This is a genomic window from Pedobacter jeongneungensis (assembly GCF_039538295.1).
GTDB classification, from domain to species: Bacteria; Bacteroidota; Bacteroidia; order Sphingobacteriales; family Sphingobacteriaceae; genus Pedobacter; species Pedobacter jeongneungensis.
The window spans coordinates 185,189-207,471 of sequence record NZ_BAABBY010000005.1 but is presented as its reverse complement, the minus strand read 5'-3'; the positions used below and the strand labels follow the sequence as shown (position 1 = coordinate 207,471).

General features: G+C 38.7%; 21 protein-coding genes. 14 read left to right on the top strand and 7 right to left on the bottom strand.

Annotated features, from left to right (window positions below; translation table 11 throughout):
* Positions 1-45 precede the first annotated feature (45 nt).
* A complete protein-coding gene (locus ABD769_RS11165) occupies positions 46-2,211 on the top strand; it encodes a carboxy terminal-processing peptidase (protein WP_344851495.1) in 2,166 nt (721 codons plus the stop codon).
* A 149-nt stretch (positions 2,212-2,360) separates the two neighbouring features.
* On the opposite strand, the gene ABD769_RS11160 is transcribed toward ABD769_RS11165, so the two are convergent.
* Positions 2,361-3,299: an SPFH domain-containing protein gene (locus ABD769_RS11160; protein ID WP_344851494.1), complete on the bottom strand. Its 939-nt coding sequence runs from the start codon at positions 3,297-3,299 to the stop codon at positions 2,361-2,363.
* Between the two features lie 111 nt (positions 3,300-3,410).
* On the opposite strand from ABD769_RS11160, the gene ABD769_RS11155 reads away from it, so the two are divergent.
* The gene (locus tag ABD769_RS11155) at positions 3,411-3,596 is read left to right on the top strand and encodes a hypothetical protein (RefSeq protein ID WP_113950816.1); all 186 of its coding nucleotides are present in this window, start codon (positions 3,411-3,413) and stop codon (positions 3,594-3,596) included.
* A 1-nt stretch (position 3,597) separates the two neighbouring features.
* Here ABD769_RS11155 and ABD769_RS11150 read toward each other — a convergent pair whose 3' ends face one another.
* The 4 genes from ABD769_RS11150 to ABD769_RS11135 form a co-directional block, all read right to left on the bottom strand.
* Positions 3,598-3,723: a hypothetical protein gene (locus ABD769_RS11150; RefSeq protein ID WP_344851493.1), complete on the bottom strand. Its 126-nt coding sequence runs from the start codon at positions 3,721-3,723 to the stop codon at positions 3,598-3,600.
* The gene (locus ABD769_RS11145; RefSeq protein ID WP_025141506.1) at positions 3,720-3,905 is read right to left on the bottom strand and encodes a hypothetical protein; all 186 of its coding nucleotides are present in this window, start codon (positions 3,903-3,905) and stop codon (positions 3,720-3,722) included. Before ABD769_RS11145 ends, ABD769_RS11150 begins: the two co-directional genes overlap by 4 nt.
* 44 nt (positions 3,906-3,949) lie before the next feature.
* Positions 3,950-5,047 carry a CapA family protein gene (locus ABD769_RS11140; protein ID WP_344851492.1) on the bottom strand — a complete coding sequence of 366 codons (1,098 nt, stop codon included), beginning with the start codon at positions 5,045-5,047 and terminating at the stop codon, positions 3,950-3,952.
* 231 nt (positions 5,048-5,278) lie between these two features.
* Positions 5,279-5,836, bottom strand: coding sequence for a C40 family peptidase (locus ABD769_RS11135; protein ID WP_316844818.1), 558 nt, complete (start codon positions 5,834-5,836; stop codon positions 5,279-5,281).
* Positions 5,837-6,330: 494 nt separating this feature from the next.
* On the opposite strand from ABD769_RS11135, the gene pdhA reads away from it, so the two are divergent.
* The 8 genes from pdhA (at position 6,331) to ABD769_RS11095 (ending at position 15,109) form a co-directional block, all read left to right on the top strand.
* Complete coding sequence (gene pdhA, locus ABD769_RS11130) at positions 6,331-7,326, top strand: pyruvate dehydrogenase (acetyl-transferring) E1 component subunit alpha (RefSeq protein ID WP_344851491.1); 996 nt, start codon at positions 6,331-6,333, stop codon at positions 7,324-7,326.
* A gap of 30 nt (positions 7,327-7,356) precedes the next feature.
* On the top strand, positions 7,357-9,036 hold the full coding sequence (locus ABD769_RS11125; RefSeq protein ID WP_344851490.1) for a pyruvate dehydrogenase complex dihydrolipoamide acetyltransferase: 1,680 nt from the start codon (positions 7,357-7,359) through the stop codon (positions 9,034-9,036).
* Positions 9,037-9,177: 141 nt separating this feature from the next.
* Complete coding sequence (locus ABD769_RS11120; protein ID WP_344851489.1) at positions 9,178-10,956, top strand: DUF885 domain-containing protein; 1,779 nt, start codon at positions 9,178-9,180, stop codon at positions 10,954-10,956.
* Between the two features lie 216 nt (positions 10,957-11,172).
* A complete protein-coding gene (locus ABD769_RS11115) occupies positions 11,173-11,724 on the top strand; it encodes a cupin domain-containing protein (RefSeq protein ID WP_344851488.1) in 552 nt (183 codons plus the stop codon).
* A 68-nt stretch (positions 11,725-11,792) separates the two neighbouring features.
* On the top strand, positions 11,793-13,022 hold the full coding sequence (locus tag ABD769_RS11110; protein WP_344851487.1) for a serine hydrolase domain-containing protein: 1,230 nt from the start codon (positions 11,793-11,795) through the stop codon (positions 13,020-13,022).
* A 4-nt stretch (positions 13,023-13,026) separates the two neighbouring features.
* Positions 13,027-14,010 carry a hypothetical protein gene (locus ABD769_RS11105; RefSeq protein ID WP_344851486.1) on the top strand — a complete coding sequence of 328 codons (984 nt, stop codon included), beginning with the start codon at positions 13,027-13,029 and terminating at the stop codon, positions 14,008-14,010.
* 23 nt (positions 14,011-14,033) lie between these two features.
* Positions 14,034-14,339 (top strand): YbaB/EbfC family nucleoid-associated protein, encoded by a 306-nt coding sequence (locus ABD769_RS11100; protein ID WP_090497846.1) that lies wholly within the window; start codon positions 14,034-14,036, stop codon positions 14,337-14,339.
* Positions 14,340-14,431: 92 nt separating this feature from the next.
* A complete protein-coding gene (locus ABD769_RS11095) occupies positions 14,432-15,109 on the top strand; it encodes a metal-dependent hydrolase (RefSeq protein ID WP_344851485.1) in 678 nt (225 codons plus the stop codon).
* A gap of 108 nt (positions 15,110-15,217) precedes the next feature.
* On the opposite strand, the gene ABD769_RS11090 is transcribed toward ABD769_RS11095, so the two are convergent.
* A complete protein-coding gene (locus ABD769_RS11090; RefSeq protein ID WP_344851484.1) occupies positions 15,218-18,364 on the bottom strand; it encodes a lantibiotic dehydratase in 3,147 nt (1,048 codons plus the stop codon).
* A gap of 233 nt (positions 18,365-18,597) precedes the next feature.
* On the opposite strand from ABD769_RS11090, the gene ABD769_RS11085 reads away from it, so the two are divergent.
* The 4 genes from ABD769_RS11085 (at position 18,598) to ABD769_RS11070 (ending at position 21,317) form a co-directional block, all read left to right on the top strand.
* Positions 18,598-18,789, top strand: coding sequence for a class I lanthipeptide (locus tag ABD769_RS11085; RefSeq protein WP_344851483.1), 192 nt, complete (start codon positions 18,598-18,600; stop codon positions 18,787-18,789).
* A gap of 25 nt (positions 18,790-18,814) precedes the next feature.
* Positions 18,815-19,003, top strand: coding sequence for a class I lanthipeptide (locus tag ABD769_RS11080; protein ID WP_344851482.1), 189 nt, complete (start codon positions 18,815-18,817; stop codon positions 19,001-19,003).
* Between the two features lie 72 nt (positions 19,004-19,075).
* Entirely contained in the window at positions 19,076-20,206 is a 1,131-nt protein-coding gene (locus ABD769_RS11075; RefSeq protein ID WP_344851481.1) for a lanthionine synthetase LanC family protein, read from the top strand.
* Position 20,207: 1 nt separating this feature from the next.
* Positions 20,208-21,317, top strand: coding sequence for an alcohol dehydrogenase catalytic domain-containing protein (locus ABD769_RS11070; RefSeq protein WP_344851480.1), 1,110 nt, complete (start codon positions 20,208-20,210; stop codon positions 21,315-21,317).
* Here the strand turns inward: ABD769_RS11070 and ABD769_RS11065 are convergent, their stop codons facing one another.
* Positions 21,318-22,190, bottom strand: coding sequence for a S41 family peptidase (locus ABD769_RS11065; protein WP_344851479.1), 873 nt, complete (start codon positions 22,188-22,190; stop codon positions 21,318-21,320).
* Between the last annotated feature and the right edge of the window lie 93 nt (positions 22,191-22,283).

Sequence of the window (22,283 nt, the reverse complement as noted above, 5' to 3'; positions counted from 1 at the left end):
ATTGGCTATATAGAATTGGAAATGGATTTTAAATCATTTAAAGAGATGTTAAAGAGAATATTTTTTGTAATTTTTACCGGAGCCGTACTTGCCTGCCATGCTGCGCCCAAAACTCAGCCGATTGTTGAGGGAATTACCAATATAAAGCCGGATCAGCAGCAACAGCTTGTGATTAAGGAGGTTGTGAATCTGATTGAGAGTTACAATTACAAGAAAATTCAGGTCAACGATTCTATATCTTCCATTATTTTAGATAAGTATATCAAATCATTAGATCAGGGTAAAAATTATTTCCTTGCATCTGATATTAAGGAATTTGAAAAATACAGATATACGTTAGACGACGATTTTAAAAACGGCGATTTAAGTGGTCCCTTTTTTATCTATAACGTTTACGCTAAAAGGCTTAACGAATATTTTAATTATTCGCTGGCGCAGATTAAAACCAAATTCGATTTTAACCAAACCGATACTTATGTGTACGACAGGGAAAAATTACCCTGGCCGGTTTCTACAACTGCCTTAAACGATACCTGGAAAAAACGTGTTAAATATGAGTTGATTAACCTTAATTTAGCCGGAACAGCTGAAGCAAAAAATGTAGAAACTTTAACCAAACGTTATCAGAATTTACAGTCGCAAACCTCAAAAATGAATAATCAGGATGTTTTCCAGATTTTAATGGATGCATTTACCGAATCTATTGATCCCCATACCAATTATTTCAACCCGAGCAATGCAGCTGCTTTTAACGAAGACATGTCGCGCTCTTTTGAGGGTATAGGTGCACGTTTACAACTGGAAAATGAGGTAGTTAAAATTTCAGAAATCATTGCCGGCGGACCTGCTTTTAAAGGCAAACAGTTAAGTGCTGGCGATCGTATTATTGCTGTAGCGCAAGGCGACGGTGAGTTTGTTGATGTAGTTGGATGGAGACTGGATAACACCGTATCGAAAATAAAAGGCCCTAAAGGCACTAAAGTGCGTTTAAAAGTGATTCCTGTAGGAAAAGAAATGTCGTCTAAACCAGTAATTATAGAACTGGTGCGCGATAAAATTGTACTGGAAGAAACTTCTGCCAAGAAAAAGGTAAAAACCATTAACAGCAATGGTAAAGACATTAAAGTAGGTATTATTACTTTGCCTGCTTTTTATGCTGATTTTAAAGCAGCCAATGCTGGTGATAAAAATTATAAAAGTACCACCCGCGATGTAAGAAAACTGATCGATTCATTAAAAACTTACGATAAAGTAAATGCCATTGTGATGGATTTACGCGGAAACGGCGGTGGCTCTTTAGTTGAAGCCATTTCGTTAACAGGTTTATTTATTGATAAAGGCCCTGTAGTGCAGGTAAAAGATTTACGCGGTAAAATTGAGGTAGATGAAGACGAGAACAGTGGTGTAGCATGGGATGGTCCGTTTGGTGTTATGGTTGATCGTTTAAGCGCATCAGCATCTGAAATTTTTGCCGGAGCGATACAGGATTACGGCCGCGGTATTATTATGGGTAGCCAAACCTATGGTAAAGGTACCGTTCAATCTTCTATAGATTTGAATAAACTGGTAAATCCGAGCATGTTGCAAAGGGTGGCAGGTTTAATTTCGAAAGATAAAACCGTTGGAACTTCTCCTAATAGTGCAAATCCTGCAGATATCAATTTAGGTCAGATTAATCTAACCATGGCTAAATTTTACCGTGTGGCTGGTAGCAGTACACAGCATAAAGGCGTAACACCTGATGTTGTTTTCCCTTCTATTTACCCAATGGATAAAATTGGCGAAGATACAGAGCCATCTGCTTTACCATGGGATGTAATTCCAAGTTCTAATTTTAAAGCCGTTGCTAATTTAGCTGCTGTGAAAGCTCAATTGACTAAAAACAGTGAACAACGTATTGCAAACTCTTTAGATTTCAAATACCTTAAACAGGATATCGCAGATCTTAAAAAACGTGATAACGAAGTTTCTGTAACATTAAATGAGGCTAAACTTAAAGCAGAACGCGAAGCACAGGAAGCCAAAACCCTGACCAGACAAAATGAATTAAGGGCATTGAGAGGTTTACCGGCCATTAAAAAAGGAGATAAAGTAACCAAACAAGATGCTTTCGATTTTATTGAAGATGAATCGTTAAGGGTAATGGGCGATTTTATGCAGCAATCAGGTAGTTATGTAATGAACTTAGGCCTGATGCCAAAGAATAACTAAAAAGAAATATCTTTTAAATAATAAAGCCTCTTTAGTTTTGGCTAAAGAGGCTTTATTATTTACTTTGGAGTTTTGATAAGACCTCCCGTTGGGTTTGATTGTAATGTGCTTTATTAAACTAATAGGTCTCAATTTTGACTATTAAATCCTTATTTCTTTCCTGAAGGCTCGTTTTGTTTACTTAATTGCATGGCCATCATTTCTTTCATGGTTTTGTTCATGCCTTCAGTACTACCGTCAAGGAATATTACATTACCATCGCCATTCTCGGCAAAATGTTTGATCGATTCCGTCCACATGGTGAATAAAATCACAGAAATATCCAGGTTAGCCTGTTCCATTTCCTGTGCGGCCTTGCTCATACCATGCGCAACCTCTGCACGGAAAAGAGCGATACCCTGTCCGCGTAATTGAGCTGCCTCACGTTCGGCTGTTGCAGCAATCTTGATGGCATTACCATCAGCCTCAGCAGCCTTGGTTTTCGTAATCAATAAAGCCTGACCTTCATTTTCAGCCGCTGCTTTTAAGTTATTCGACGCTACTACACGACTCATCGAGCGCATAATTTCTTCATCAAAAGTAATATCATTCAATTGAAGATCTTGCAGGTGATATCCCCAGCCATCTAAAACCTGATCAATCTGTTCTTTAACATGAAGCACAATTTCATTACGTTGTGCCAATACGTTTGCCTGTTTCTGCGTGGCTACATAAGCACGGATCGAACCTTCTATGGTCCTGATTAAGGCTTGCATCAGGTTGGTGGCATCTACGAATTTAAACGCTACATTTTTAATGGTTTCTTCATCCTGATTTACCACAGAATATAAAAGCATCGCTTTAAAATACACATTAGCCTGATCTTGTGTTACCGCCTGGAAAGATAATTCAACCGAACGGTTCTGGATCGAAATGCGCGAATAAATCTGCTCTATTAATGGGATTTTAAAATTTAAACCTGGTCTTAACTGACGGCGGTACTTACCGAAAACCGTTACCACCGCAATGGTTCCCTGTTTAACGGTAACAAATGAGCTGAGTAGGACAATGAACGCTACAATAGCTATAACATAAATGGTGTATTGCATAATTAGATTTTTTTATGAAGTTATAAAAAAATAAATACAAACGATTAATACTCCATTTTCCGGTGCTCAAACAAAAGCCTTAAATTTTTGTCTTATCTTAAAAAATAGATCATGAACGTAAAACGCACTTTTGGAACCATTTTAACAATACTGGGAATTATCGGCTTAATTTATGCCGGATATGGCTTTGTAAACCATAATCAAAATACAAGGGGATTAATGGTTTATGGCATCATCGGACTGATATTCTTTGTTTCTGGAATTGGTTTGGTAAAGAATACGAAAGATGAGAGCTAAACTATCTCTTCTTCCCGAACTTTCTTGATAAAAGAAAAAGTACCACTGCTGCACCGATGGCTAAACTAAGGTAAATACCATCCTTAAAGTTTGAGGCATTTATTGCTTCTATAACAACAGCAATCATTTTTGTTTCTTTTTGTGCTTAATAATCTGGTATTGACTAAAAGCAACCAAACAACCCGCCAGTATAATAATGCCGGCAGATAATAAGTTTTTTGGATTTTGCTGAATGTAATAAGCTGCTGCCAGGACTAAAATAGCCGCTGCGATACCAATAATATAATGAAGTATTAATCCCGTTTTCATAAGGCAAATATTCTGAATTAAATTGAGATTGGTGTCGCAGAAAATTAATCTTTTAAGCTAATTTTATTATCGGTGAACTTAAGTTGGTGACCAACGAAATCAATATCGGTAAGTTCTTTTATCCGTTTAAAAGCCCTATGATTATCATCGAGGGTTAAACGGTTAATTTTATCCTGCTTAACTGATACTACATTTGCGTAGAGAAAATCGCCTTTGGCGTTTATTTTTAGCTGAAGCAAAGGAGCAATACCATTATTCCCCTTTAAACTGAACATTCCATAGGTGCAAAAATTGCCCAAACTGTAAGCGATAAATTTATTCTTATAAACTTCAACAGCTCTGGTTACATGCGGCCCATGGCCCAGTACTACATCGGCACCGGCATCAATCACGGCATGTGCAAAAGCATAAACGTTGCCCCTGTTTTCTTTGTAAAAAATTTCATTTTTGCGGGGAACATGCTCAAACCTGGCGCCTTCACCTCCACCATGGAAAGATACGATTACAATATCAGCCATGGTTTTTAAACGGGCAACTAGGGCCTTTGCGCTATCGATCTTATTGATCGATACCGTGTTTTCGTTTGGCGCAAAAGCACAGAAAGCATATTTTATGCTGTCTTTCTCAAAAACTTCAAATGGTTTATTTACCTGTCCGGCGTAATGGATCTGTAGCGAATCTAAAATCCTTGCCGTATTTTTTCTTCCTTTCGCATCAAAATCGCCAACGTGGTTATTGGCAATGCTCAATACGTTAAAGCCTGCATTTTTGTAAATTCCGGCATAACGTTCAGGCATTCTGAAAGCATAACAATTGTTCGGGTTTATACCATTGCATTTGTTCGAATTACCTGAATTAAGAAAACAGCCCTCCAGATTTCCAAATACGATATCTCCTTTTAACAAACTATCAACCACCTGGAAACTGTTAACGGCATCATCAGGTGGAAGATTGGTTTTTGACGGAAAAGCAGAGCCAAGCATAATGTCGCCTACTGCGGTGATCGATATCGTATCTTTTATTTTCCGGATTACGGTATCCTGTTTAGCTATCGGTGCAGCAACCTGGGCATTATTGCTGGTGCAGCTGATCAGGACAATAACAACAAAGGGTAAAATTAGGATGGTGTTGATGAGCTTCATTAGGTATTTATTATACTCGTTATCTCGACTGGAACGTAGTGGAATGGAGAGATCTATCCCGATAGATTTTGCTTCGCAGAGCCTTTGGGGTCCCGACTCCGTTTCACTCCGCGCGAAATGACGGCTTGAGTTGTGTTAAACAAAAAATCCTCCGAAATTTCTTTAGGAGGATTGTATTCTTTATTCAGGCAACCGTTAACCGAAATTGTGAACTGTTAACTGCCAGCTGAATTATTCTACTTCAAATTCTTTCTTAAACGATTCTAACACACGCCCGCCTTTATAAAAGTAACGACTGTAATATGGTTCATTCAGGTTGCTGATTACTACACCGCGAGAACTTGATGCATGTGCAAATCTGTTGTCGCCAAGGTAGATACCTACGTGTGAAATGCTTCTGCTTTTAATTTTGAAGAAAACCAGATCGCCTTCTTTTAAATCTTCTTTGGATAGCGGATCTACCATGCTGAAAATATCACGCGAATTTCTTCTGATGGTAGTGTTGAAAACTTTGTCGTAAATCGCTTTAGTAAAAGCCGAGCAATCGATGCCTCTTTTACTGTTTCCACCATAGCTGTATGGTGTTCCGATCCACTCGTATATAAATTTGTAGAGTTTTAAATTCGAGGTCGCATCTACCGCAACACCCATTACCTGCGAAAAATATTGCGATGCAAGGTTATCAGGGTCATTTAATTCTTTACCAGATTCTTTTGTTTTTGTTTGCGCAAATGCGGTTGAGAGCGTGCAGATAGCGATTAGGGTAGAAAACAAAAATTTTTTAATCATGTTATACAGTTATGTTTGGGTATTCACTTACACATTAACGTACACCACATGGGCTTATTGTTGGTTGTCAAAAGTATTGATTATACAAATGTTATCCAAATGTAATGTTATAAAAAATGAAAGTTATTAACATTTTTATTTTTTATCCACCATTTCACTGGCAGTTTCAGCCTTAAAATATCTTTTTTTCAAAAGGATTTTATTTCAGTAACGAGAGCAGGTTGAAAAAACAGATGGTTTTTAAATTATGTAAACAGGCACTTATGCAGAATTAAATTTTAGAATAAATTGAATCCATATTATGATAAAGGGCAATGATTTAATTATGAGAAATCGTTATTAAATTAACAAATGTGCCGGAGATTCGTATTTAATTGTAAAACAACTGTTAAATCTTATTTTAGCCCCAATACCATGATGTTTTTACACTTAAAAGTGCCAAAAATTACAATAAAAAAATTAGATTTGCTGTCGCAAAAAACAAATACCCTAAAATGAGTGCAGTAGAAATAAATAAAGATACCTGGTTAAAGTGGTTTGAGTCGATGTTGCTGATGCGCAAATTCGAAGAGAAAACCGGCCAGTTATACGGACAACAAAAAATACGTGGCTTTTGTCATTTATACATTGGACAAGAAGCTGTAGTTGCAGGAGCAATATCTGCAATGCAAAAAGGCGATTCAATGATTACCACTTACCGTGATCACGCCCATGCCTTAGCTTTAGGAGTAAGTGCCGATAGTATTATGGCAGAAATGTACGGTAAAGCTACAGGTTGCTCTAAAGGTAAAGGTGGTTCAATGCACATGTTCAGTAAAGAGCATAACTTCTACGGAGGACATGCAATTGTTGGCGGTCAGATTCCATTAGGCGCTGGCGTTGCTTTTGCAGAAAAATATAAAGGAACCGATAATGTTAACATTTGTTATATGGGCGATGGTGCGGTGCGCCAGGGTGCATTAAACGAAACTTTTAACATGGCCATGCTGTGGAAATTGCCTGTTGTTTTTGTTTGCGAAAACAATGGTTATGCAATGGGTACCTCAGTACAACGTACCACCAACATGACCGATATTTATAAAATTGGTTTAGGTTTTGATATGCCATGCGCACCGGTTGATGGTATGGATCCTGTTGCAGTTCATAATGCAATGGATGAGGCTATTCAACGTGCACGTAAAGGTGAAGGACCAACTTTCTTAGAAATGAGAACTTACCGTTACCGCGGTCACTCGATGTCCGATCCGGCTAAATACCGTACCAAAGAAGAATTAGAAGATTATAAAGCTAAAGATCCGGTTGAACTTGCAAGAGAAACTATCTTAAAAGAAAAGTATGCAGACGAAGCATGGATTGAAGAAGTAGAGGCTAAAGTAAAAGCAACTGTTGATCAGGCAGTGAAATTTGCTGAAGAATCTCCATGGCCGGAAGCATCTGAGTTATATAAAGATGTGTACATGACCGAGAACTACCCTTACGTAATGGACTAATATTAATAAGATTTCAATTAATTAGATATAATGGCTGATGTAATTAAAATGCCCAAAATGAGCGACACCATGACCGAAGGGGTTTTGGCGAAGTGGCACAAAAAAGTGGGCGATAAAGTGAAAAGCGGTGATGTTTTGGCAGAAGTAGAAACTGACAAAGCAACAATGGATATGGAATCTTATTGGGATGGTACCCTTTTGTACGTAGGTGTAGAAGAAGGATCAGCTGTTCCGGTTGATGCCATCATGGCCGTTATTGGTAAAGAAGGCGAAGATTATAAAGCAGCTTTAGAGGCAGAACAATCAGGAAGTCAGGAGTCGGCAAGTCCGAAGTCTGAAAGCAAAGATGAAGCGCCTAAAGCTGAAGATAAAAAAGAAGAAGCTGCCCCTGCTCAAGGCGGTGGTTTAAGCGAAGAAGAATTGGCTGCTAAAGGTGTTACGGTTATCCGCATGCCTTTATTAAGTGATACCATGACAGAAGGCGTAATTGCCGAATGGCATAAAAAAGTGGGCGATAAAGTGAAGGATGATGATGTTCTTGCTGATGTAGAAACCGATAAGGCAACTATGGAAGTAATGGGTTATGCAACCGGAACTTTATTACACATTGGTGTAGAAAAAGGCCAGGCCGCTAAAGTAAACGGAATTATCGCAATTGTTGGCCCGGAAGGAACTGACGTTAGCGGGATTTTAGCTGGTGGATCTGCTCCGGCACCTAAAGCTGAAAGTACTGAAGCGCCAAAAGAAGAAAAACAAGCTGCAACTGCTGATGCAAATACATCTGCTCCTGTTGCAGAAAGTTCTTCAGATAGCCGTGTTAAAGCATCTCCTTTAGCTAAAAAAATTGCTAAAGATAAAGGAATCGATTTAGCCCAGGTTGCAGGTAGTGCAGAAGGCGGCCGTATCATTAAAAAAGATATCGAAAACTTCAAACCATCGGCCGCTCCGGCTAAAGCAGAATCTGCTTCAGCTCCTGCTGCTGACAAAGCTGCTGCGCCAGCACCGGTTATCCCAACATTTGTTGGTGAGGTTAAATATACAGAAGCTCCGGTTTCGCAAATGCGTAAAGTAATTGCAAAACGTTTGGCCGAAAGTTTATTTACCGCTCCACACTTCTATTTAACCATCAGCATTGATATGGATAACGCAATGGCTGCCCGTACGGCAATCAACGCTGTTGCTCCGGTTAAAGTTTCTTTCAACGATATCGTAATTAAAGCGGTAGCCGTTGCATTGAAAAAACACCCGGCAGTTAATTCATCATGGGGTGGCGATAAAATCAGGTTTAACGAACATACCAACATTGGTGTAGCGATGGCTGTTGAAGACGGTTTATTGGTACCGGTTGTACGTTTTGCTGATGGCAAATCATTATCGCACATTTCTGCTGAAGTGAAAGATTTCGGTGGAAAAGCAAAAGCTAAAAAATTACAACCTGCTGATTGGGAAGGTTCTACTTTCACCGTATCTAACCTGGGTATGTTTGGTATTGATGAGTTTACCTCAATCATCAACTCTCCTGACGGTGCAATTTTATCAGTAGGTGCCATTCAGCAAATTCCTGTTGTTAAAAACGGTGCTGTTGTTCCTGGTAACGTAATGAAATTAACTTTAGGTTGCGATCACCGTGTGGTTGATGGGGCAACAGGAGCACAATTCTTACAAACATTAAAAGGTTTATTAGAAGAGCCGATCAGGTTATTGGCTTAATCAGTTAGCAATTCACAGTTTTCAGTTTATACTGACTGTATATTTAAAGCCATCCTTTCAGGGTGGCTTTTTGCGTTTAAGGCTTTTCGTAAATAGCGACTTAATTTGCTATTTTTGATTAGATACTAACTTAAAACCCAAATGAAAAAAACACTTCTTTTTGCTGCATGCATTACTGCTATGCTTGCCTGTAAGCAAAAAAACAATTCTGATAATGGTACAGAAAATAAAGCTTTTTCGGCACTTTGCGAACAATATTATCAGGATGGATTAAAAATAAATCCCCTTAATGCTACTTACATTGGCGATGAGCGTTATAACGATCTTTTGGCAAACGATGGATCGCAAGCCTATTTAAAAGAATTTAAAAGTTACAATCAGCGTTATTTGGATAGCTTAGGCAAATACGACCGCGAAAACCTTAATGCAAATGATAAACTATCTTTCGATTATCTGAAAGATCAGCTGGAAATCAATTTAGAAGGCTTGAAATACCATTCAGAATACCTGCCATTTAACCAAATGACTGCCTTGCCCCTAACCATTGGGCAATTGGGTTCCGGCACAGGAGCTCAGCCTTTTAAAACCGTAAAAAATTATGAAGATTGGTTAAAACGTGCTGATGCATTTTCGGTATGGGCCGATACCGCCATTGGAAACTTCAAAAAAGGTGTGGCAGCAGGCATTGTATTGCCAAAAGCGTTGGTGGTAAAAATGATCCCACAGATGCAGAGCATGGTGGTAGCCAAACCGGAAGAAAGTTTATTTTACGGCCCCATCAAATCAATTCCAAACAGTTTTTCTGCGGCAGATAAACAGCGATTAACAGCAGCATACCTCAATTCGATCAACAAGGTAATTATTCCAACCTATAAAAAGCTAGGCGATTATTTACAAAATGAATACCTGCCAAAAAGCCGCACCACTTCAGGATATTCTGCTATGCCGGGTGGCTTAGCCTGGTACACTTATCTGGTAAAGCAACAAACTACCACCAATAAAACTCCCGAAGAAATTTATCAGACGGGTTTAAAAGAAGTAGCCCGCATTAAAGGCCAAATGGACAGCATTAAAAACCTGGTTGGTTTTAAGGGCGATTTAAAAGCCTTTTTTGAATACATGAAAACAGATAAAAAATTCATGCCTTATAAAACACCTCAGGAAATTTTAGCTGCTTTTGAGGATATTCACCAGCGCATGAAACCCAATTTAAAAAAGATGTTTGAAGTGGAACCGAAAACTCCATTTGAAATCCGTCAAACAGAGGCTTTCAGGGCAGCATCGGCTAGTGCAGAGTATAATCAGGGTTCTGCAGATGGCTCTCGTCCGGGAATATTTTATGTGCCGATTCTAGATGCCAAAAAATTCAACACCACTTCGGGCATGGAATCGTTATTTCTTCATGAGGCAATCCCTGGTCACCATTACCAGATTTCTTTAACCCAGGAGAATAAATCACTACCAAATTTTCGCCGTTTTGGCGGGCACAATGCTTATGTAGAAGGCTGGGCACTTTACTGCGAATCGCTGGGCAAAGAACTGGGCCTTTATCAGGATCCTTACCAACACATGGGCGCTTTGGGAGATGAAATGCACCGTGCCATCCGTTTAGTGGTTGATGTGGCCATCCATAGCAAGAACATGAGCAGGGAAGATGCCATTAAATATATGACGGATAACGAAGCCATCAGTACCGAAGGTGCTACTGCTGAAATTGAACGTTATATGGGGATGCCCGCACAGGCCTTAGGCTACAAAACCGGCGCCATGAAAATACGCGAGCTAAGAACTAAATACGAAAAAGAACTAGGCCCGAAATTTAAACTTGCTGCTTTTCATACCGCAGTGTTAAAAGACGGATCATTCCCATTATCAGTTTTTGAAGCTAAAATGGATACCTGGGCGGCAAGCCAGAAATAGAGATAATCGTCATTGCGGGGAGGTGCGACAGCCTGCCCCGAATTTTCGGGGAAGCAATCTTACAACGATCGCTACGAACATCCGCATTAAGATTGCTTCGCCGGCTGAAAAAGCCTTCTCGCAATGACGACCCCTTTTGATATAAATCTGCGGGAAACTAACCATATCGCTAAACCCTTTTCCAATTCCTTTGTTAATTATTAAAACACCCAAATCATGGACAAAGAAAAATTGATACAAGAAGCTTACCTGGTTGCGCACAAGATAGAAGAGAATGGCAATTTCCCTAATAATCCCAATTTGCCATTAATGATTTATAAAGGTACTTTCAGGTTGCATCCTGATGATACCGAAGACGTGATCAGAAAGGTTTTTGCGCAAAACGGCTATACTAATTCGTGGGTTGACGGCATTTTTGATTATCACCATTACCATAGCAATACGCATGAAGTGATGGGTGTTTTCTGTGGCAAGGCCGATGTACAGTTTGGTGGCGATCACGGGGTTTGTATCGAACTGGATAAAGGCGATGTAATTATCATTCCGGCAGGTGTAGCACATAAGAAATTAAACTCCACCGATGATTTTACGGTAGTGGGTGCCTATCCGAATGGAGCAGAATATAATATCAAATATGGTAAGCCCGAAGAGCGTGCTGAAGCAGACGAAGACATTGCCAAAGTAAAAAATCCTGACAGCGACCCTGTTTATGGAAGCAAAGGCCATTTATTTGAATGCTGGTACAATCAAAAATGCGAAAATGTGTAAAACTCTTTCGTTTTTACCGTCTAAAATTCTTTAATTTTCGGGTTTTAAATACACTATCCCTGATATAAATGAATTTTCGATATATATGTTCAGCATTAGCCCTCTCCGCAACTCTATTAACCGCCTGTTCAGGTAAAAAATCTGAAGAGAAAAAAGCCGCTGATAGAAAAATCCGCACCAAAGAAGATGATAAAGCCGACAGCCTGTTATTAGTTTATAATCCACAAAAAGGCGACAAATGGATCGCTGATTTTGTAGATAACCTGCATAAAAGATATGGTTTCAACGGAAATATGCTGGTGGCCAAAGATGGCAAAATCCTTTATGAAAAAGCCATTGGATGGGCCGATTACCTGCACCGCGATAGCTTAAACATCAATTCTGAATTTGAACTCGCCTCAATTACCAAAACTTTTACAGGTACTGCTATTATGCGACTGGTTGAGGCCGGTAAACTATCATTAAATGATAACGTTAAAAAGTTTTATCCTAATTTCCCTTACGATGGGATAACCGTTAAGTTATTGCTTTCGCACCGCAGCGGCATGATGAATTACGTTTACTTTATCGACGATATCTGGCGTAAAGAAAAGCGCCCGATGAAAAAAGGCGTAACCAACCAGGAAGTAATGGATGTAATTGCCGAGCGTAAACCCAATCCTTATACCAAACCCGATAACCGTTTCCATTATAATAACTCAAACTTTATGGTTTTGGGTGCGATTATAGAAAAAGTAACCGGACAGCGTTATTCGCAATACATGATGGAGCACGTTTTTAAACCCGCCGGATTAAAACATACCCACGTATATAGCACAACTGAATACGAAAAAATCCCGGTTGATGTGGTTGGTCACGATCGTACCTGGCGTTATTCTGTTGCGCAAAACTTTCTGGATGGCCCCGTTGGAGATAAAGGCATTTACAGTACCGTACATGATTTGGTACTGTTTGATAAATACCTGAAAAACGGCAGACTATTGACCCAAAAAAGCCTCGATTCTGCCTATACTGGTCACAATAAGCCTGTAAACGGACACTTTAACTACGGTTATGGCTGGAGAATGTTCGATGGCGAAAAAATGGATAAAGTAGTGTACCATACGGGCTGGTGGCATGGTTTCCGCCACATTTATGTAAGAGATTTAAACAAAAACATTGTTATTGTGTTTTTAGGCAACCTGACCAATGGAAGTTTAATGCATCTCGACGATCTTTACAAGCACTTCGATATGCCAATTATCCGTAAGGGGGCTTATCACGGCAACGGCAGTTTGCCAGGTTCTGACGAAGATTAAATTTATGGCAAAAACAAAATGGATTATCAGCCCAGGTACATTAACCATCTATCCTAAAAGAAATTTAAGGATAGTTGGGCTTATATTTTTTGTATTAATTGCGGCATTAATTTTCTATTTATCAAGATCGGTACAAGGTTATTCTGCCGGCCTCACCATAGGCTATTATGGCTTCCTTCTACTGATTCCGTTACTGTTGATTTTTGTTGCCGAAACCAAAGTTATTTTTGATGGCAACAGCAGGGTTTTATATAAAAGAATTGCTTTTTTACCAACGGGATCAGTTCCGTTTGATGATATTGCCTCAGTAGAACCCTATCAGATACTCGGAAGCGGTTTCAATTATAAACTGTTCAAAAAAAGTAACCGGCATGGCAGAGGCATTCTTGTTTCGTCCGGATATGGCAAAGCCAATGATGCTAATCTAATCTCTTTTCAGCAGGAAGTGCTACCAAAAATTGATGAGCTAGTATTCGCCAATGCACCTGTAATTCCTAAACAGACAATATACGATTTCAGGTTTTTTAAAGAAGAAGGAGGCGTTTACCTCTTGCGCGATAATAAGATAGGAAGTTTCATTGTTGGATTGATTTTTATCGGAGCTACCATTGCGATATTGTTTAGTCCCGGTTTTTTGGCAAACGAAGGGCCTATTCAAAAAGTACTCTTAACCTATTTTCCGGCGGCGATTGGCCTGGCACTTCTTTTCGCGGCAACTTCGAATATCCGTTTTGATAAAAGCCAGAGAAAAATTATCCGTTCTACTTTTGCCGGCCGTTTTAAAAAAGAATATCCTTTTGAAGACCTCATCCGCTTTCAGGTAATCCGTAAAACAACCAACCTTATTTATTCGGGTACTGAGGTAAGGGCAGAAATTTTATTGCCTGCCAAAAACAAAACAACCATTTTAAACCTTAAAAGCTTTATAGGCACTAAAAAAATTGAGCGTTTTCTTGATGAAGCGAATACGATTTTGGGCCGGATTTAGTTTTATAATAAAACAAAACGATTATGTTCGATAAATTATTTGCGGCTCAACAAAAAGCCGAAGAAATTAAAAAGCGCTTAGATACCATATCGGTATATGGCGAAGTTGAAAATGGTGCGATAAAAATCACTGCAACAGCAAATAAGGCCATTACCGGAGTAGCTATTGATGAAGAATTTTTAAAAGGCGCCGATAAAGAAGAATTAGAAGAGCTGTTGTTAACCGCAATTAACAAAGCCATGGCAAGTGCCGAGCAGGTTAGTGCTGCAGAAATGCAGGCCTCTGCGCAGGATATGCTGGGCGGTTTAGGCGGTATGTTTGGCCAGTAATATTGTTAAATCAATCTTGCTGCTCCAAGCTTGATACTTAATATTCAGATTTCAATACTTGATACTCAAATTCCTTAACTGATACTACAATTATGAAATACACTTATTATGGCCAATCTTGCTTCCTGCTTGAAGCTGCCGGCAAAAAATTATTGTTCGATCCTTTTATATCACACAATCCATTAGCTAAACATATTAATATTAAATCAATTGAAGCTGATTATATTTTAGTGAGTCATGGTCATGGCGATCATGTGGCCGATTTAGTTGAACTGGCTAAACAAACTCAGGCAACCGTTATCGCAATGCCGGAAATTACCGATTGGGCTTCTAAACAAGGTGTAGAAAAAGTACACGGAATGAACTTTGGTAAATTTACTTTCGATTGGGGAGCAGTACGTATGGTGCCTGCTACACATTCGTCGGGTTTACCTGATGGAAGTTATGGCGGTAACCCTGCAGGTTTTGTGCTTGAAGTAGATGGCAAGCAGATTTACTTTGCAGGTGATACTGGTTTAACCATCGAAATGAAGGTTTTAGCCGATATTTATAACCTCGACTATGCTATTTTACCAATCGGTGGAAACTATACCATGGATGTTGATGACGCATTAATTGCCACCAAATATTTTGATTGCGATAAAGTAATCGGCGTGCACTATAACACTTTCCCCGTAATTGAAATTGATACCAAAGTTGCCGTAGATAAATTTGAGCGCGAAAAGAAAACGTTACTATTACCAGAAATTGGTGAAACAATAAACTTATAATTCCCGGTAAATCCGAAACCTAAACAGTCGTGATTGCAAGCAATAATTATAAAAAGGGCCAATTGGCCCTTTTTTATTGATAACGTAATTATAACATGACCTGACTTACTAGGCCAGGCTCAATGTACTTTCTTTTGTTTTGCCATTTTTTATCGCCAATTGCGTTTTATAATAAGTATAAAGAAACTCATATATAATCATTTCATGCAACCTCTGCTGAAAAGGGAAAAGGCGGATAATGTGCATATGGGTAAAACTAGCCAACAGATCGAACAATTTCCTCTGATTTTCTTTCACATCTGTCAAAGCACGCATTTTTGGAATAATGGTTTCGCCTATCTGTGCAGAACGATTTTCTATTATTTCGAACAATGGCTGATAAAGATGTTCATTTTCCTTTTTGCTCCCCATAATATCATAAATTTCATTACGAAAATCGCGGTATTTTTTATTGATCTGCATATTTGTGCTTTTATCGGCATTAAATTCATTTGCAAAACCACTTTTCAGGGGGGTTAAGAAAATAAGCTTTTCTTCGGTTGACAGGTTAAAATCATTTAAAAGAGCATCTACCGATTTCATTCCCCATAACCACCGGATGGTTTCGCCCTCACTGCCTTCAATATTTCCTAAAACCTGCACTACGCTCTCGCTGTCATGATGAAAAATCTCCTCAGCCCTTTCAATATATTCATCCCCGTAGCGTTCAATTTCCCTTTCGTAAGTATCTGTTGTTACCTTATAGATCAGTTTTTTGCTGGTAAAATGTAATAAATTTTCGTTTACTATAGCGATTACCTCACCAATCCGCTCAACTGCAGCTAACTTAAACCTTACCCTGAGGTGCAGGTCCGGATCTGCAAACCTTAAAAAGAACCATTCTTTAATCAGGCCTTTTTCTTTTAACAACTGTGTTAAAGGCGCAAGGATTTCTGCCACAACTCTTTCACTAATCTGGGCACCGCAATAAAATTTAAAATATAACCATTCAGAACCGATAGAGAATGTTCTTTGGGCTTTCGGTACATCGGCTTGAGTACGTCCGGCAGATGCAGTTTTCGCTTGCTGTTTTTTAACAATTGGAACAATAAGCTGATTAAGATACGTCTGGCTTTTGGCATCCCTAAACGGATAATCTCCGTTAGCAGCCAGATGCTCTTTTAAGATACAAGTTTCTCGCTTTTTGATCAGGTCTAAAAACAACTGAATGGAGTTTTGCTCTCTAAAATCCACTAAAAGAGTATTGTCGCCATCAACAAGTGTTACAACTTCGGGCAGCCCGAGCTGTTTCAACCACAATTCCAGGTCGGTTGTGCTTTTAGAGGCCTTTGAAAAATCAGCCATATATTGTTTGTTAAGCGTCCATGTTGCCAGCGAAACAATCGAATTACCAACCGTTACCCTGGGTAAAAACCTGTACTTTTTAGCCAAATCGAACCAATTAAACGATAAGCCCCTTCTTCCTGTTTGTTGTTGCATATCGCACAAAAACTGATATACCGGTTGCGCATTATATACATAATTATGTGCATTGCTTAACCTGGGAAGTATTTCTTTTTTAAGTCTTTTTGACCTTAAAACAACCCTTCCCCTGTTTACCGACACCAAAATATCCTGCAGATTAATGGTATCTTCCGGGCTGGCTGAGCTTTTAGCCAGATATGGAATTTCATATTTCCTGTATTTAGGGTGCAGCAGGATATTTCCAACCCTGCTTTCGGGTAAGTGGACAATTTCTGCAATAACCGCGTCAGTTTCTAATTCAGATTCATGCCTGGTAATGTCGAGGATGGTCTCCTTTATCTGTTCATCTGCATGTCCAAACCTGCCAAGTACATTTATCGCGCTACTACCTGCAAAAGATTCTATATGAATTTTCTGTCCGCCTAAATGATAAATTATACCCGACATGCTGTTGGGGAGGTCGTTATTGATCACATCAATTCCGGCGGCCTTTAAATCATCGCGGGTAATTTCAATTTCTTTAAGTCCCTTTCTCATGGCATCTTCCAGTTTGGCTATCAAAAAAAGTTCCTGCTGGTAAATATCCATCCCAAGGGCATCAGCATATCTTTTATTTAATGTTAGTCCATCGATTAAAGGCGAATAACCGTTTTTTTGTTTTGCAAGATAACCTATGCCCGATTCGGTATCGAGTACTTCAAGAATGGGCACTTCTCTTTCTTCGTACCGCTGATAAAATTTCTTTGCAAATTGCTGAAGGTTATTGTTTTCCTTTACCGGATTAATTGCAGAAAGCACGTGAAGTGCCTCCATAATATCTTCCTGCACCGCTTTATCAAGGCTAAACTGGTTTTCTGCGCGGAAAGCATCTGTTTGAAAGAAAAATTTTTCGCTGATGGGCACATTCAGTTTTTTTGCATTTTCGATAATGGAAAGATAAGCTCCGGGTTGGTTAATCCCTGCTCCATCAAGCTCCTGTAAGTTTTTCTGCAATTGCTGTAATGTTTTCAATTCGAAAGCAATATCTACCCCTTGTGCAGTAATTTTTTCTAAAATATTGATAATCTGTTGCAGTACATCTTCATTGGTAATCTCGGGCTCCAGTTCACTGGTTAAAACCTGCGATGAGATACAGCTTTCTACAAACTCCTGTGCTTCTTCAAGGCTATAACCCAATTGTTGGATCACATCAGCCAGTACTTTAATTGTGCTTCCATCTGTTGATGCATTTAAAAGGGCAAGCAACTCCTCCGACCGTAAAACGGAACTGATCTGATGAAACCTTTTAGCGTTGGTAACATGGTATTCTACATACCTTACTTCATCACCAAGATGATAGATTGAACTGTTTGGATAATATTTTAAAGCATGCCTGATATTATCGTGCTGCTCTAAACTTTTGGCCAGTTCGCACAGATAGAGCATATCGAACCTTGTTTTCCGGGATAGTTTATCACTGATGGTTAAGTCGCTCCGGTTTTTCCATTTTGCCGAAGAACATGTAGCAAATAGTCCAAAAGGTGTACATCTAGTACTCATCCTGATCAGGTATTTGGTTAAGGATACCAAAATTTTATCGGCCTCCTGTTTTGATTCTATCTGGTTATTTATCCATTTATCTGCCTCGGCATAAAGAATAGGCGAAGCTAGAAAAACAGCTTCTCTAAACAATTCGGAGGTTTTAAAATAAGTCTTCACTTCTTCTCCCGTATAAGCCGTTTGGTAAGGAAAAACAGGGAGCCTGACTACAAAATTATCGGTAAATGAATAGTTGTTTTTAAAGTTTGACATGTTTTTAAGGTTTAGGCTGTTAGCGAATTACATCATGCAAGATAAGCATAAGAGCGGTAGCCACAGTTTTCGGCAGTTACTATTTTGATTGCTCAAAATGATTAATTCTAACTATAAATACCAGGCTGCAATCGCCATAATTTTACCCTTGTCAAAACGATAAAGAAACCCGGCTTACGGGGAATTAATAAAGTTAAAAACAATTAAATCTATAACCATAAAAATCAAAAAACATGAAAAAGAAAAATTTAACAGACAGAAAATTGTCACTGAACAAAAAAGCGATCTCTAACCTGGATGATTCAAATCTTGACCAAATTCAAGGTGGCGCAACTTTTACTTGTTGCACAGAAGTTGTAATCAAAACAAAGGCTTCAGAAGAGTTAGCTGAAGATACCAGTGTACACTATTCTTGCGGTAAATAATTAGAACCACTTAAAAAACAACAACATGAAAAAGAAAAACTTAACAGACAGAAAATTGTCATTGAACAAAAAATCAATCTCTAAATTAGACGATTCAAATCTTGACCAGATTCAAGGTGGTGTTACTTTCACTTGCTGCACTAAAGTAACCATCGAGCCTAAACCAAAAGAAGAAGCGCTTGAAAGCGATAGTATCCACTATTCTTGTAGCTAATTCGAACTTCTAAAAGGGTATCCGAAAGAAAACCGGATACCCTTTTTTATTCATCCGATCACCTCTTCCTATATGTTTAACCCTAAATTATTTTCCGATTCGCTCCAAAAAAGCGATTATTCGGGCGATTCTCTATTGGCTGGCTCAATGGGGCATTGCATTTGTCAGCACCTTATTTCTCAGCTTAACAAAGACCTGTTGAATACAGACAGGACGTTCGATATTGTTGCAGATGTATTTGATAGACTATCTTCCAGCAGTTCTTCACTTACCAATACCTCAATGGGTACCGGGCTTTCGGGTTTTACCTCTGTAATTGCCTATTTAATAGAACAGGAGGTTTTTGATGATTCGGTTTTAGCAGAATTAACGGATATTGATCAGATTATATTCAAGGGAGCCACACTTCAGGCCAATTTAGGGCACACCGATTTTTTATTTGGGTGTTCTGGCCCGCTATCTTATTTTTTAAATCAAAAAGCTGATATGGCAAATACCGGATACATTAATGGTATCCTCTCTGCATTAATTAATGGCGTAGAAAAAAACCAGATCACACGGCAACGGATTATCGAACCGAATCGCTTTTTTTCACATGTTAACCTGGGTATTGCCCATGGCATAACAGGCACTGCACTTGTACTATGTAAAGCAGTAACCGATGAACGGGTTAAGCAAAAAGATCAGATCTGGGATTTACTTGATCAAACCCTAAAATATTTAAAAGAGCAAATTAACTTATCAGAGCAATCTATATTTCCTATTAAAATTGAAAAAACAGGGGCAATACCCACTTACTCAGCCAGCCAAAGCTGGAGTTATGGCGATTTTGGTGTATTGTGCCTACTATATACACTCGCTGCCTTATTTAAAGATAACGCTTTACACACCCTTTGCGGAAAACTATTCGAAATTGCAACCGAAAAAACAAAAAACAATAAAACCGATAAAATAGAAATTGGACTAAGGCATGGACTTGCCGGACAGTTATTGCTTTTACAAAAGCTTTCAGCAATTAGTAAAAATACCTGGTGCGAAGAATTTACAAAGCAACAGTTTTCGCTTTTTTATACAAAATACGAAGAAATTAATCCCTACCAGTCTCCTTTTGTTTTTGAAGCCGGCCTCGGGGCAGTTGCCATCAGGCTTAACGAACGGTTAACGCCCAAAGAAACTTCATGGACTAAAATATTTCTGATGTAATATGAAATCACTTGCATTGCTTCCCCCAAATGGCCCTAAACGGCCTGAATTTAAGTATTCGACCCAGATCCATCATCAACCATTCAATTTTGGAATCTTAAAAACGCCTGAACCAGTTCCTGATGGCGAAGATAGTCTTGGAGATTATAAGGTTCTCGTTTTAAAAAAAGCAATATCCATAAATTTCAGGGATTTATCCATGTTATTTACGCTTAACAACAATTTAAAACAATCTCCATCGGGCCATCATTTTTTTGGGTCTGATTTTGTTGCAGAAGTTGTAGGCATAGGTAAAAAAGTACGATCGATTAAGATAGGAGACAGGGTAATTCCAAATTGTGATTATTTTATTAAACCAATGCGGGGTGTTTCGCGCAAAGGCATTCCATCAAACCGGGCTTCAATGGCCTATGAATTTCTGCTTGAAGATAAATTAATTAAAATTGATGATGATTTAAGTGATGAAGTTGCGGCTTCCATATCTATCGGACTTCAAACCTCTTACGCCATGATCAGAAAGGCAAAATTAAAAAAGAACAGCAGGATATTGGTTACTTCAGGAAGTTCAAACACCTCCCTTTTTATTATCGAAACGCTTAAAATGAAAGGATATTTACCTACAATCCTTACAAGCAGCCAGAATACATTTAAAGCTTTGAAAAAGGATGGAAATGAGGTGGTTTTATACAATCAACTTGAAGACATTGAAACGGCGCTCAGAAAATTTAATGGATTAAATAATGGTTTTGACATTGTGTTTGATCCGTTTTCTGATGTGTTTTTTGAGAAATTACTCCCTTTTGTTAATGTAAACGGAAAGTACATCACCTGTGGCTTGTATAAACAAAAGCCCGAATTTATAGCCTTAAATCAGCCGGGTAATGCGTCTCTTGGTTATCTGCTTGCCCACATGATTATGAAAAATGTGCAGTTAATAGGCAACTGCCTGGGCAACACAAAAGATCTTTTAAACGGAATTGAAGATTTAAAGAGTGGCAGGATAAAAGTAAACATCGAAAACATTTACCAACTGGATAATTTAGGCCCGTTTATAGAAATGGCTTTTAACGATAAAAACCGTATGGGTAAAGTGGTATTAAAATATGCCTGACTACTTCATTGCTTTTATTGCGATATTAAATATTTTGTCGCTCTCCAGATCCTTTTTTAATATTTTGATGTTGGGCTTTATACCCGCGCCCACTTCCTTGTACTCGTAATTGTTACGATCTATCAATGTACCATTTGTAATGACAAGATACGCCCCGTCAGCAAGCTTGAATTCTGTATTGGAAGACGTTAAGCCATTGGTTTCTGACCCCATGAGTTTTGTATCCGGTCTACCAATAAAAGCCGCAGCAGCAAATTCTCCCGAACTACCTGTATGCTTGTTAATCAGCACAACAACAGGCTTTGTTTTACTGCCAAGTTTAATTAAAGGTGTTTTAAACTGATAAACAACCGAATCGCCATATTTAACAGCATTTGCCGAATAGTAATAATGTTTAATGATACCGTCTGCATCTTTTATTCCTATGGCTTTCGATCCTTCTATAAATGGCGCTATTGCACCCAAAATAGGCACAAGCATTCCACCGTCATTATCACGTAAATCAATAATCCAACCTTTTGGCTTTAAAACATCCAGCTTTTTTAGCTTATTGTAGGCATCCGTTACAAATTCTTCCCATTCTTCATTATTGGCAAAATAAAAATGGGGAACTTTTAAATAACCATATCCATTTTTAACGATTTTTGCGCTTACCATTGGCAGTTCTTCCTCATTTGCCCTGTATCCCTTAAATAATCCGGCTACTTTTTCTGGTGCATAAAAACTAGAATGCTGATCGTTCAACATGGTCAGAGTGCTATCAATAACCGGGTATAACTCAGCTATAGTAGTACATTTTTCAGATTGCTTGTAAGCAAACTCGTAAATAGAAGTCCAGTTAAGTTCGTTCTTGCGAATGGAATTCGATTTCATCAGTGCCAGCGCCGAATTTAGATAGGCTCTGGGGGCAGAAACAGATTGGGCCAAAGAATATGTACTCAAAAATATGGTAAATAAAAAAGATAA